Raw genomic sequence first — 12,485 nt, 5'->3', positions numbered from 1 at the left:
TACCTCATCTTATTTTTTTGTCGGGTGTGAAGCCGTAATATTCTGTTCTGTCAACTCTTCATCTTTTTCTCGTTCTAGACACATCAGAAATTGTTAGTTGGCACCATATTTCATTTACATACGATCTCTATAAATTTTATAGCTGCTCTTTGGTTAAATGTAAATATGCTTACTACATATTTTAATTATATTTTCATAAAGGAGTATAGTATGAGATTCATAAAAATAGGAATTGTTCTGTTGTTGATGGCAGTGTTGGTGGTATCCGGATGTTCTGATTCAGGTGATACTGAAGAGGTATCAGAGGTCGCAGAAGATCTTGGTGTAGATGTGGTGAGTACATCATTTGATGATCTTGGTATTATTTATTGCAATCCTGAAGTTACTCAGGATGAGATCGCAACTCTGATCGATGAAGAATACAAAGGTAATTTCGTTCAGTGGACGGGGACCGTATTTGCTATTACTAATAATGGTAACTCATATACAGTTCAGGTTCAGCACTGTCCGGATTCTCTTTCTGACGCAGGTGTAACTTTCAGTCAGGATCAGAATGATGCTGTTTCACAGGTCATAAAAGGTCAGGAGATCACTTATGTTGGAAGGATAACACGCTACCAGGATAATGTTGGTCTTTGGATAGAAGAAGCTTCCCTTGTTGTTTAAGGGTGTAGGATAAATTCTTTCAAAACAGATTCAGGAATACAATTATTTGATGGTGTTTTCACCATCGTTTTTCATTTTAAATATTAAGGCTCAGTCCGTGCCTGCAACGCGTCTTAAGCGTCTTACACCGTTGATCTCTTCGATAACATCAGCAACTGCATCCGGTACAAGATGTTTCCATTCTTCCCCTTCAAGCATACGTCTGCGTATCTCTGTACCTGAATACTCGTTCCTGTGGTACATAGGTGGCTGCTTTACTTTAACTCCTGTCTCTTCAAAAAGTTCTATGACGAGAGGGTTATTGGTATAGACCGTATCAAAGGGTGGCGTTCTGGACGTCACATAAGAGACCCATATTGGATTTTGTAGTGTGTCGTCTATGGGCAATGCATAAAAATGAACGTCAATGTCTTCAAGAGCATGCCTTATCATCAGAACTCGCTCACCAGCAGTGAATGGGTTATTCAGTTCATGGCTTGTTTGGGCACTTCCTATTCCTATTATAAGTTCATCGACCTCTTCGGCGATGCTGGTTATCACGGAGTGATGGCCCAGGTGGAATGGCTGGAAGCGCCCAATGTAAAATGCCCTTTTCATATTCATGCTCAACAACGTTAACGGAAACCGCCATCATCGAATGAGAATTTCTCACACACTTCTAGGTAGTGTGCAGAGTTGTTGTCATGTTTCATTTTCGTCAGTTTCTCAATAAGGAACATTCCCGGCTTTGGATCTTCCATGAACTCAAGTTCACTTTCGACCATTTTAAAGTACTTTTCACCCGCATCGGTGCGTATAAGTACAGAGTTCCAGCCATCTGGTGTGCCTACTGAACCTACTGCTATGTCTGCAAAGACTGATGTGTAGTCATTACAGTGGTGGCATGGGTTCCTTGCATGAGGGGCAACCTTTGCGATAGGCACGCTGTGCTCTTCACCATCTTTGGTGTATGCCCAGAACTTACCTTTGCCAAAGTCCATCTTGACAACATCCTCGGCTTTGACGCCCATTATCTCAGGTATGATCTTATCTGTCATGACTTCCTGGTAGAAGCTTTCCATGCAGAGCAGACCTACGATAAGGACTATCTTGTCGTTTACGTTCTCTGAAATGAGTCTTGCACCGTGTGCCTGGCATGGTACTCCGATCACAGCAATCTTCTCATACTTGTTGAATGGATCTCTTAGTATTGAAAGGACTGAATCGTATGTGTATTTGGTACCCTTTGCTTTTTCGACATCTTCTGCACTTGTGAAGAGTTCAAGCTCGGTTTCCCATTTTTCATTTCTGGTGATACCGACAACACAGTCGATCTCACCCTGTCTAAGGAGTGATCGTGCAATAGCGGAAGTAACACCGCCGTCCTGACCGGCAATGTTGCTCTTTGCGGCAAGGAAGCTTCTGACGTTAGCGAACTCGTCCTCGAAGTAACCGTCAACGACCGGGCAGATCCTGCTGCATGTAAGACATCCCTCACATACATTAGGGGCAGCACCATGTGTGTACAGTTCGAGGCTGTCGGGGTCGCGGATCTCCGCTGCCTTGTCACCCATTGTTATTGCACCGGCAGGACATGCTGAAACGCATGCCCCACAAGCGGTACAGACGTCATATTTAATGACGTCCATAATTTTAGGATAAACCATCAGTTCCCACCGATGATCTCCTTACCGATGAGTTTGATCGCTTTTTCTTTGTTAGGTCCGATAGGTGAACCTGCAACGATCTGAGTAACACCGATGTCAAGCAATTCATTGATCCTTGCTTTACAGTCGTCCGGTGTGCCGGATATGGAGAATGATTCCATCATGTTGTTTGTGACCATGTCACCCATGAGTGCTCCGAAGTCGCCCTTTGCGATAGCTCCGCCGATGTCTGTCTTTGCAGCGACATCAATGCCGTGGCGCTCAAGGACCATGTCAGGTGAACCTGCAACAATGAATGCAACAACGACCTTTGCTGCGCTTCTTGCTTTTGCAGCATCCTTGTCAATTGAGAAGCATGCGTATGCTGCAACATCAACGTCCTTTGGATCTCTGCCTGCTTTCTTTGCACCGGATGTGATCTGTTTTACTGCTACTTCAAAGTCCTTTGGGTGTGATGCATTGATAAGTACACCGTCTGCGACCTCTCCTGCGAGCTCGAGCATCTTTGGACCCTGTGCACCCATGTATATAGGTACGTCACCGGTCTTGAATGCTAACTTTGCACCGCCGAACTGGACCATATCTCCGTCCATTGTTACTTTCTCACCTGCGAAGAATGAGCGAAGCGCAGAGATATTTTCCTTTGTGGTGGTAAGTGGTTTTTCCCATTCAATTCCCATTGCATCGAAGGTTGCCTTGTCGCCAGGGCCAAGACCTAAGATAGCACGTCCGCCGGATATCTCGTTAATTGCACCAATGCTTGAAGCTGTGATAGCTGCGTTCCTTGTGTAGGGGTTTGTAACGCCGGTACCGATCTTGATGCTGTTTGTGTTCATGGCAAGAACTGCCAGTGTTGAGTAAACGTCACGATTGTTGTAGTGGTCAGTGATCCACACATTGTCAAATCCTTGCTGTTCTGCGAGCTTTGCGTAATGTGCGATCTTAAGCACTGGATCATTTGGCACGAATTCTATTCCGAATGTCATTTAAATCCTCCAATTTAATAATGTTATTCAGGATTACGTGCATATATTAAAACCTTATTGGTTTATCCCGAATGGGCAACATTACCCCTGCTATTCTTATATTCTGTTTCTGATGTTCCTTTAAGATATGTGGGATTTTCTCTTTATTCCTATATGTTTCACCGCTCTCTCATACCAATGCTCTTCTGTCACTTTTGAAATACCGATATGCATAAATATTCATCTAACCTATTTTTAAGAGTAGTAATGGATCCATCTATGGAATTCAAGGGGACTGCCGGGGGCTATCATTCAATAAAGTGGGAATTCAGGGTTATCTGATGCATTTTTCAGGCAACTCTTTAAATATTCCTCACTGCACATTTCCAATAGCAATAATAATCGAATATTTGCTGGGAATATGTACAAATTGATGATTTCGGGATTTTGTCCTATATGTCCGTTGAAACGATTTACAGACAAACACCTTTTCGAAAGAATACGTTGGGTGATCGAATGAAATGTTATGAATGTGCAAAGAACGGAAAAGACTCGGATGTTTTAGGCATCTGCATCGTATGTGGCAGAGGGGTTTGTAAAGACCATCTAATGCGTGAAAAGATCCCTAAATGGGATGGGGAATATGATATCAAGCTAAGCTGTATGGGCGATTCCTGTAAGCTGAAGGACATGCAGCCAATGCTCAAGATAGTGTGCACACCATGCCATGATGCTCTAATAGGGAACCAGTGAGGTGGATACCATGATGAAATGTTATGATTGTATGGAAGAAGGCAAAGACACTGAATCTGCGGCTGTCTGTATATTATGTGGAAAAGGACTTTGTGTGGACCACTCAAAAGAGCTTATTCTTTCGGTCTCAGCAGGGAAACCACCACATACCAAACGTATGCACAACGGCCTTTCAAAGATCCTGTGCAACTACTGCCTGAGCAACACGATCGTTGATGCCTTTGACTGATCGCATTGATGCTGATAAATTTATAGATTAATTACTTAGGGAGTGGTATAATATGGGCGAAGAAAGCAGAAAAGTAATAGACGATATTGGTGAGAAGATGGGGTTCACACCTCAGATACTTGAGACATTACATGAACTGGATCCTCATTTCGTAATGAAGTACACCCGCTGCGATCATAAGATCCTGACAGATGGTGCCCTTCCAGCAAAAGTGAAAATATTGATGGCACTTGCCGTTGTGGCTTCCAAGCAGTGTGAAGCCTGTACGGTGGCACAGATGAAAAGTGCATTGAAGAACGGTGCGACAAAAGAGGAGATCATGGAAACTATGGAAGTTATCTCCGTAACATCCGGTGCACCCGCTGTGGCAGCATGCCGTGATGCGTTAAAGCTGTTGAAATAACTCAGCCGTTCGGTTGAAGAATAAGGGCACAATGCCATATGGGTCGTATGTGTTCTCACGACCCCCTTTTTTAGCTTGTTCCCTTGTTCATTCATTTTAAATGATCTCACGGGGGTTTCTCATATAAAGTCCATTCATTTATGTTTGACCTTTCTATTATTTGTGGCTACGATCCTGTTTATCACATGTACTGCCTCAGCCGTTGAGCCGACAGGATTTGGTGAGTTGAGCTCTGAAGATTTCGTGAGCAATTCAAAGTGTGCGAATTGCCATGCTATATTGCGTAGTCAGCTGGATAGCAGTATGCATGCGTATGCTTATTCTGACCCTCTGTACCAAAAAGAGGTTCTGCTTGCAAGTGAAGATACCAATGGTCAGACCGATGAATTCTGTTCCCGCTGCCACACCCCTATCGGTGTTGTCAGTGGTGAAGTTCCTCCCATCGATGGCTCCATGATAAGTGATGTGGCCTCGGAAGGTGTTCAATGTGATTTCTGTCACACCGTATCCGAAAGTGCAGGTATTGGTGACGGTGGATTCGTTTCAAGTCCTGGCGATGTAAAATGGGGCTCGCTTGATGATGCGCCTTCGGCTTTCCATGGGTCCGAGTTCAATGGTCTGTATATGGAAGCTGAATACTGCGGTATGTGCCATAATGTGAACAGTCCTTTCAATGATCTGCCTCTCGATGATACTTACACTTCCTGGTCTGAGAGCTCTTATGCAGAAGAAGGTGTGGTATGTCAGGATTGCCACATGAGTCCGGGTATAACCCATTTCGAAGCAGCTCCGGGTAGATCCGCTTCCAGTTCTCCTAAGAGGAGCCATATTCCTGTACATGAGATCGTCGGGGGGAACTACTTCATGCTTAATCTCCTAAGTGATGGCAAAGCCGGTGATGCTGCTGTGGAAAGGCTTCAAAAGGCTGCAACCCTTGAAGTGGACGTACCAGAATATGCAATTTCCGGTGAAGATGTTTCGATCAAAGTCTCTGTTACCAATTCCGGTGCCGGTCATAAACTGCCGACCGGGATCTCTGAAATAAGGCAGATGTGGGTATCTGTCACAGTAACGGATGCAGATGGACTACTATTATACAGTTCTGGAACGCTTGATGGTGAGGGGGATATCGAAGATGGCATTATCTATCACACGGTCCTTTCCGATGTTGATGGGGGTGTGACAACTAAACTATGGGAAGCTGAGGCTATCGTTTCCGATAATCGAATACTTCCGGGGGATACGGCGGTCGAATCCCATTCGTTCGTTATGCCGGAGGATGCTGTGGATCCTATTCTCGTTGAAGCAAAACTATTATACCGCTCCGCACCTCAGAGTATTGTTGATGAACTGTTCGGCAAGGGTACTTATGAAGTTCCTGTGATCGATATGGTAAAAGCCTATGGTTCTATCAATGGGGATGCTGAAGTGCCTTCAGGGTCAACACCGGGATTTGGTGCAATATTGCTTATATTTTCACTGATCGCAGCGGGTTGTGTTGGCAGGATCCTCAAATGATATTGGAGAATTAATATGTCTGATAATGCGATAAAGCTGCTTGGGATATCGGGCAGTCCTCGAAAAAAAGCCACTGATCGAATGGTCAGGGCTGCCTTGGAATATGCTGAGGAGAAGTATAATGTGGAGGTCGAATATTTCTCCGCTAAAGGTAAGGATCTGAAATTCTGTATCCACTGTGACTATTGTGTAAGGACAAAACAGGGATGTATCCACAAAGATGATATTGTGGAACTTTATGATAAAATGGTGTGGGCGGATGCCTGGATCATAGGCAGTCCGGTATATCAGGGTACGGTCAGTGGACAGACCAAGACTATAATGGATAGGTGTCGTGCAGTTGTTGCCCGCGACCCTAAGGTCTTTATGAACAAAGTGGGTGCTGGAATGGCCGATGGCGGTGACCGTGTGGGCGGGCAGGAACCGGCTTTACAGGTTATACATAATTTCTATATCATCAGCGAAATGATCCCCGTTTCCGGTGGGTCTTTCGGTTCCAATCTCGGAGGCACGTTCTGGTCACAGGATAAAGGTGCAGAAGGTATTGAGGTGGATGATGAAGGATTAAGAAGTATGCGAAAGACCGTTCGCAGACTTATTCAGACAGCTCAAATGTTAAAAAAAGTACCCTCGGAGGATATTTAAGTGGAATTCGAAGCCCCTATCACTGAAATTATAGAACAGACACACGATGTGAAAAGTTTCCGTTTCAAAAGGCCCGAAGGGTTTGAGTACAAGGCCGGACAGTATTTATTTGTTAGTATTCCCGTAAATGGCGAAATGCAGCGTAAGCCCTTCACAATATCCAGTAGTCCTACTGAGAATGATTATCTGGAGTTCACTAAAAAACTTACCGGGCATGAATACTCTGATGTACTCGATGCAATGGTTCCGGGTGATGTTCTTATTATCAACGGTCCTAATGGCAGGTTCACTTTTGAAGGGGAGTATAATAAGATCGCCCTTATAAGCGGTGGTATCGGCATTACTCCTATGATCAGTATATGCAGGTATTGCAGCGATAGTAAGACTGGTACGGACATTGTGTTCCTTGATAGCAATAAGGTGGAGGATGATATTGCGTTCAGGGATGAGCTGGATGAAATGGCTAGTAAACATCCTAATCTGAAGGTCGTACATACGCTGACACGTGCCGGTACTGATTGGCTGGGTTGTACGGGGCGTATATGTGAACCAATGGTATTGGACTATATTTCTGATATCATGGAACGTACGGTCTATGTCTGTGGACCTCCTCCAATGATGAAGTCCGTTGAAGAACTACTTCTTAATATGGGGATTCCTAAAGAACAGATCAAGAAAGAAGCACTTGTGGGATTCTAAGTAGTATTTATTGATGATGTTGTTCGAAATTTAACAAAACGAGGTATACTAATGAGTTGTATCAAAGGAACTGAAACTGAAAAGAATCTATTGAAAGCCTTTGCAGGCGAATCACAGGCAAGGGACCGGTATACGTACTTTGCTTCAGTTGCCAGAAAAGCAGGTTATAATCAGATATCTGCTATTTTCGCTGAGACCGCAGATAATGAGAAGGAACATGCAAAGAGGCTTTTCAAGTTCCTTGAGGGCGGAAATGTTGAGATCACAGCTTCTTTTCCTGCAGGCGTGATATCAAGTACAAGGGATAATCTTGAAGCTGCGGCTGCTGGTGAGAATTACGAATATACTACTATGTATCCGGAATTTGCCGAGATCGCTGAAACTGAAGGTTTTCTTGAGATCGCTTCTGTGTTCAGGCATATCGCTGTTGCAGAAAAAGGACATGAAGAGCGTTATCTAAAACTTGCTGCCAATCTGGATCACGAAATGGTATTCAGAAAGGATGGTACTGTTGCATGGGGATGTCGCAACTGTGGTTATATTCATGAAGGTCCTGCAGCTCCTGAAAAATGTCCTGCATGTGATCATCCGAGAGGTTATTTCGAGGTCAAGGCAGAGAACTACTGATGTGGGGTTATGATATGAAACGTATTGCATGGGGTATTACAGGTTCAGGTGACCAGATAGTTGAAACTTATCAGGTTATGAAGGACATTAAGGAACATACTGATCTTGAGTTCATGGTCTTCCTTTCAAAAGAGGGTGAGACCGTTATGAAATGGTATCGTATTTGGGATGATATTCAGAGGGATTTTCCGAATATCAAGACTGGTGTGGGTCCGAACTCTCCTTTCATTGCAGGTCCACTTCAGGTAGGGCACTATGATGCTTTGATCATTTCACCTGCAACGGCTAACAGTGTGGCCAAGATCGTTCACGGCATCGCTGATACGCTTGTTACGAATGTCGTTGCACAGACCGCAAAAGGAGATACGCCTATCTATATTCTTGCAGTTGACCAGAAGCGCGGGACTGTGGATACGTATGCACCCAGTGGAAAGAAGATGACGTTGAAGATGCGTGAAGTAGATGTTTCCAATTCTGAGAAACTTGCACAGATGGAAAATATAACGCTCGTCGAAAAGCCGGAAGATATTTACAAGATACTCGGCGTGGAAAACAAGTGATGGTTTCCGGTTAGTTCCGGAAGTTCCATCATTTTATTATTTTATTTCTGACAATATTCTGTATATATTGTAGAATCGATTTTAAAACAGCTTAGTTCTCTCTTTTGCCTTCTATGAACTCATTTGTCATGAGGTGTGCCACATCGTCAGTGAACTGCTGAGGTGGATGTTTCATGAAGTATGAGGATGGTGAATATAGAATTCCACCTACTCCTCTGATCAGTGCAAGTTTACAGCAGCGTATGGCATCAATGACAACTCCTGCGGAGTTGGGTGAATCTTCGACCGAAAGGCGAAGTTCGATGTTCATTGGTACATCTCCGAAGAGCTTTCCTTCCATTCTCAGGAAACATAGCTTGTTGTCCTGCTGCCATGGGACGTAATCGCTTGGTCCGATATGGATGTTGTGATCTTCGAGCCTTTCTGAAAGGACTGACTGGACCGCTTCTGTCTTTGAGGTCTTCTTTGAAGAGAGCCTGTCGCGGTTGAGCATGTTGAGGAAATCGGTGTTGCCGCCGGTGTTGAGCTGGTATGTCCTCTCCAGTTTAACTCCCCTTTTATTGAAAAGGTCTGCAAGTGTGCGGTGTGTTATGGTTGCACCAAGCTGTGCTTTGACATCATCGCCGATTATTGGAATTCCCTTGTCTGCGAACTTCTGTGCCCATTCCGGGTTGCTCGCAATGAATACTGGCATGTTGTTGACGAATCCGACATTTGCATCGAGTGCGCATTGTGCGTAGAACTTTGTTCCTTCTTCAGATCCTACTGGGAGGAAGTTCAAAAGTATCTCAGCACCGGAGTCCTTTAGAATGGATACGACATCTTCTTCTGTAGATTCAGGTTCTGTTGCTGGAATGAACCTGTACTGGTCCTCGTAGTTCATCATGTGTTCGGACACACCGTCCTTGATGTTTCCCATTGTGACCTTTACTCCGGTCTCTGGTATATCTGGACAGAATACGGTCGTACAGTTTGGATGTGCAAAAATGGCTTCTGATACGTCCTTTCCTACCTTCCTCTCATCAATGTCAAATGCTGCGACTACTTCAATATCAAAAGGTCTGTACCCACCTATCTCCCAATGCATAAGTCCTATCGCATCTTTTTCCTCTTTGTCTTTATAGTACTCAAGGCCCTGGATCAGTGAACTGGCACAGTTGCCAAGTCCTGCGATTGCGATTTTTATCTTGTCCATAACACTTCCTCTTAACTAAAGTGAACGATTGACTCTGTATATTCTATAATCGTTATGCAATGTCTTAATGTTTACCAGTAAATAAAAAGGTTTCTAATATAATAATTATTAGGATAGGGTATGCTCTTAGGTCGTTGCTTGTTTTAGAAAGGTTTTTAAGTTGTGACAACTGTTTATTTTTTAGGGTATCTTGTTTCTATATTGATGGCGAAATCAATTAAAGCGTAGCTATTACGTTTGTTTGGCTTAAGAAAAAATACATGGAGATGATATTATTTCAGACACATTGAATGAATCCTATAATCTGGGGAGTATAGATTCTATTGAAGATGCGGTAAGACTTGGCATCTCTTTTGAGGATCAGGGTAGGGATTTTTACCTTGAGTTTGCATGGAATACCTCTGATCCGGCTGCAAAGGATATGTTCCTTTATCTTGCTGAAGAGGAAAAGAAGCATGCTCAATATCTGGTCGATTATCTTGAAGGTGAGGTCCTTCTGCTCGAGACTGCTTCTGATGCTCCTGATTTCAAGAGTGCTTTCTCTTCAGAGTTCATGACTGATGATCTTGGTGAGGTCGGTATCCTGCTTGCAGCTATGAGGCTTGAAAGAAAGACCGAAGATCTTTACAAAATGCTTTCTAAGAGGGCCGATGATGCTGAGCAGAAGAAGTTTTTCAAGGAGCTTGCTTCGGTCGAAAGAGGTCATTATGACCTTATAGATGGATTTCTCGAATCGTCTACACAGTTCAGGATGCAGACCTGAATTGACGGGGTCAATGGTATGGGAATTATGAATGATACTTTCGAAGTTGCAAAAGGTATCTACTGGGTAGGTGTTATTGACTGGAACCTGCGTGATTTCCATGGTTATGCAACTCCGAAAGGTGGTACTTACAATGCTTATCTGATAATCGATGAGAAGATAACTCTTATAGATACTGTGAAGGCTGAGTTTGCACCGGAGATGATCGAGAAGATCCGCAGGATAGTTAATCCTTCAAAGATCGATCATGTCATCTGTAATCATGTGGAGATGGACCATTCAAGTGGTCTGCCTGCTATCATGGAGTTGGCAAAGGGTGCGAAGTTATTCTGTACTAAGCGTGGTAAGGCTGGTCTTGATGAGCATTATGAATCCGGTGGGTGTGGCAACTGGGATTTCGAGATGGTGGATACTGGTTATGAACTTGATATTGGTTCACGCACGCTTATGTTCATCGAGACCCCGATGTTGCATTGGCCGGATAGTATGCATACGTATTTGAAAGATGATCATATTCTGTTCTCCAATGATGCTTTTGGGCAACATCTCGCCACTTCGGTGAGGTTCGAGGATGAGGTGGAATGCGGGGCTATCGAGGATGCTGCGATATATTATGCGAACATCCTCCTTCCTTTTGGTTCCAAGGTGCTCAAGTATGCTGATAAGATCGCGGAACTTGGGCTTGAATTTGATATGATAGCGCCTTCCCATGGGGTCATATGGCGAAAGGACCCTATGAGGGTGGTGGACGCTTATGTTAAATGGGCTAAAGGGGAAACTGTTCCAAAGGTATTGGTTATATATGATACTATGTGGAACAGTACTGAGATAATGGCAAAGGAGATCGTTGAGGGAATATCCGAAGGCGGTGCTGAAGCCAAGTTGTTCCACCTTCGAAAAAATGACTGGAGTATGCTGTTACGTGAGCTCATGTCATCTCCTGTCATTGCTGTTGGTTCTCCGACCATGCATAATACCATGTTCTTTACAATATCCGGTTTCCTTACATACCTTAAAGGGCTTCGTCCTAAAGGTAAGGGCGCTGTTGCTTTCGGTTCATTTGGATGGGGCGGCGGTGCGGTTAAGCATGTTGAGGAAATGATGGTATCTGCGGGGCTTGAGATAATTGAGCCGGGTCTTCAAGTAAAGTATAGGCCATATGAGGCTGATCTTAAGGAGTGTCGAGAACTCGGTGTCAGGCTTGCAGAGCTTGCATTGGAGCGGTCTGAATGATATTGACTTTAATTGAAAACAAGGATGTGATGATAAATGAAATTCGAAGGCGAACTTGAAGAAGAATTCTATAATAAATCAAAGAAGAATGCAGAGGCTACTGGTTACAGGCTGAACCCTGATTATGATGTCATAACGACCGCAGTCAAGGGTATCTGCAATAATAAACGTGAATATGGGGAATGGTATTGTTTCTGCCAGAAGAGGACCGGAGATGTGGAAAAGGATAAGAAGGTCATCTGTCCATGTCCTGCTCGAACTCGTGATGTGGAGATGCGTGGTTCCTGTAAGTGTGGACTTTACATTAAGTAAAGGCTGCATATCTTGTGAAATATCTTAATTATAATGTCTGAAGGGCATATGTCCTTTCATTTTTCTTTTTACGTCACTTGTACGTGATGCTGTCCTGATCGGTTTGTGATGTGTCGGTTCTGATTTTCTGTAAGTATAGTTAGCTATATTTAGAAGGATGTGTTTTATGATAGATAAATGACAAAAAATGTCATTAATGGACTCATTTAAACAGTGTTTTGTGTCCTATTCATAAGATCACATTTTATTATCACATCCGGAGATTCTAAAT

Annotated in this window: 16 protein-coding genes; 12 read left to right on the top strand and 4 right to left on the bottom strand. The window is 43.7% G+C overall.

Annotation, left to right across the window (positions count from 1 at the left end):
* Positions 1-210: 210 nt before the first annotated feature.
* The gene (locus QAS77_RS00700; RefSeq protein WP_250868975.1) at positions 211-666 is read left to right on the top strand and encodes an OB-fold protein; all 456 of its coding nucleotides are present in this window, start codon (positions 211-213) and stop codon (positions 664-666) included.
* Between the two features lie 90 nt (positions 667-756).
* Here QAS77_RS00700 and QAS77_RS00695 read toward each other — a convergent pair whose 3' ends face one another.
* From QAS77_RS00695 to mer, 3 genes are read right to left on the bottom strand one after another with little or no spacing between them, the layout of a single operon-like run.
* Entirely contained in the window at positions 757-1,269 is a 513-nt protein-coding gene (locus tag QAS77_RS00695; RefSeq protein ID WP_305063781.1) for a nicotinamide-nucleotide adenylyltransferase, read from the bottom strand.
* 11 nt (positions 1,270-1,280) lie between these two features.
* Positions 1,281-2,312, bottom strand: a complete 1,032-nt coding sequence (fpoF, locus tag QAS77_RS00690) for a F420H2 dehydrogenase subunit FpoF (protein WP_305063780.1) — start codon at positions 2,310-2,312, stop codon at positions 1,281-1,283.
* Positions 2,312-3,298 (bottom strand): 5,10-methylenetetrahydromethanopterin reductase, encoded by a 987-nt coding sequence (gene mer / locus QAS77_RS00685; protein WP_250868661.1) that lies wholly within the window; start codon positions 3,296-3,298, stop codon positions 2,312-2,314. Before mer ends, fpoF begins: the two co-directional genes overlap by 1 nt.
* 495 nt (positions 3,299-3,793) lie before the next feature.
* Here mer and QAS77_RS00680 point away from each other — a divergent pair, with 495 nt between their 5' ends.
* The 8 genes from QAS77_RS00680 (at position 3,794) to afpA (ending at position 8,711) form a co-directional block, all read left to right on the top strand.
* A complete protein-coding gene (locus tag QAS77_RS00680; RefSeq protein ID WP_250868662.1) occupies positions 3,794-4,030 on the top strand; it encodes a DUF2180 family protein in 237 nt (78 codons plus the stop codon).
* Positions 4,031-4,043: 13 nt separating this feature from the next.
* Complete coding sequence (locus tag QAS77_RS00675) at positions 4,044-4,259, top strand: DUF2180 family protein (RefSeq protein ID WP_442920351.1); 216 nt, start codon at positions 4,044-4,046, stop codon at positions 4,257-4,259.
* Between the two features lie 52 nt (positions 4,260-4,311).
* Positions 4,312-4,662, top strand: coding sequence for a carboxymuconolactone decarboxylase family protein (locus tag QAS77_RS00670; RefSeq protein ID WP_250868664.1), 351 nt, complete (start codon positions 4,312-4,314; stop codon positions 4,660-4,662).
* Positions 4,663-4,824: 162 nt separating this feature from the next.
* Entirely contained in the window at positions 4,825-6,180 is a 1,356-nt protein-coding gene (locus QAS77_RS00665; protein WP_305063778.1) for a multiheme c-type cytochrome, read from the top strand.
* 15 nt (positions 6,181-6,195) lie between these two features.
* Complete coding sequence (locus QAS77_RS00660; RefSeq protein WP_305063777.1) at positions 6,196-6,825, top strand: flavodoxin family protein; 630 nt, start codon at positions 6,196-6,198, stop codon at positions 6,823-6,825.
* On the top strand, positions 6,826-7,524 hold the full coding sequence (locus tag QAS77_RS00655) for an FAD-binding oxidoreductase (RefSeq protein ID WP_305063776.1): 699 nt from the start codon (positions 6,826-6,828) through the stop codon (positions 7,522-7,524).
* Between the two features lie 51 nt (positions 7,525-7,575).
* Positions 7,576-8,151, top strand: coding sequence for a rubrerythrin (gene rbr / locus QAS77_RS00650; protein ID WP_305063775.1), 576 nt, complete (start codon positions 7,576-7,578; stop codon positions 8,149-8,151).
* A 14-nt stretch (positions 8,152-8,165) separates the two neighbouring features.
* Positions 8,166-8,711, top strand: a complete 546-nt coding sequence (afpA, locus tag QAS77_RS00645; RefSeq protein WP_305063774.1) for an archaeoflavoprotein AfpA — start codon at positions 8,166-8,168, stop codon at positions 8,709-8,711.
* Positions 8,712-8,802: 91 nt separating this feature from the next.
* On the opposite strand, the gene QAS77_RS00640 is transcribed toward afpA, so the two are convergent.
* On the bottom strand, positions 8,803-9,906 hold the full coding sequence (locus tag QAS77_RS00640) for an inositol-3-phosphate synthase (protein WP_305063773.1): 1,104 nt from the start codon (positions 9,904-9,906) through the stop codon (positions 8,803-8,805).
* Positions 9,907-10,192: 286 nt separating this feature from the next.
* On the opposite strand from QAS77_RS00640, the gene QAS77_RS00635 reads away from it, so the two are divergent.
* Genes QAS77_RS00635 through QAS77_RS00625 form a run of 3 tightly spaced genes read left to right on the top strand, consistent with a single transcriptional unit; the run spans position 10,193 to position 12,214 of the window.
* The gene (locus QAS77_RS00635; protein WP_305063772.1) at positions 10,193-10,669 is read left to right on the top strand and encodes a ferritin family protein; all 477 of its coding nucleotides are present in this window, start codon (positions 10,193-10,195) and stop codon (positions 10,667-10,669) included.
* An 18-nt stretch (positions 10,670-10,687) separates the two neighbouring features.
* Complete coding sequence (locus tag QAS77_RS00630) at positions 10,688-11,902, top strand: FprA family A-type flavoprotein (RefSeq protein ID WP_305063771.1); 1,215 nt, start codon at positions 10,688-10,690, stop codon at positions 11,900-11,902.
* A 36-nt stretch (positions 11,903-11,938) separates the two neighbouring features.
* A complete protein-coding gene (locus QAS77_RS00625; RefSeq protein ID WP_250868674.1) occupies positions 11,939-12,214 on the top strand; it encodes a ferredoxin-thioredoxin reductase catalytic domain-containing protein in 276 nt (91 codons plus the stop codon).
* The last annotated feature ends 271 nt before the right edge of the window (positions 12,215-12,485 follow it).

Origin of the sequence: Methanococcoides sp. (assembly GCF_030594565.1) — an archaeon.
Taxonomy (GTDB): domain Archaea; phylum Halobacteriota; class Methanosarcinia; order Methanosarcinales; family Methanosarcinaceae; genus Methanococcoides; species Methanococcoides seepicolus.
The sequence above is the reverse complement of the archived record's forward strand: the minus strand, read 5'-3'. Positions and strand labels throughout refer to the sequence as shown.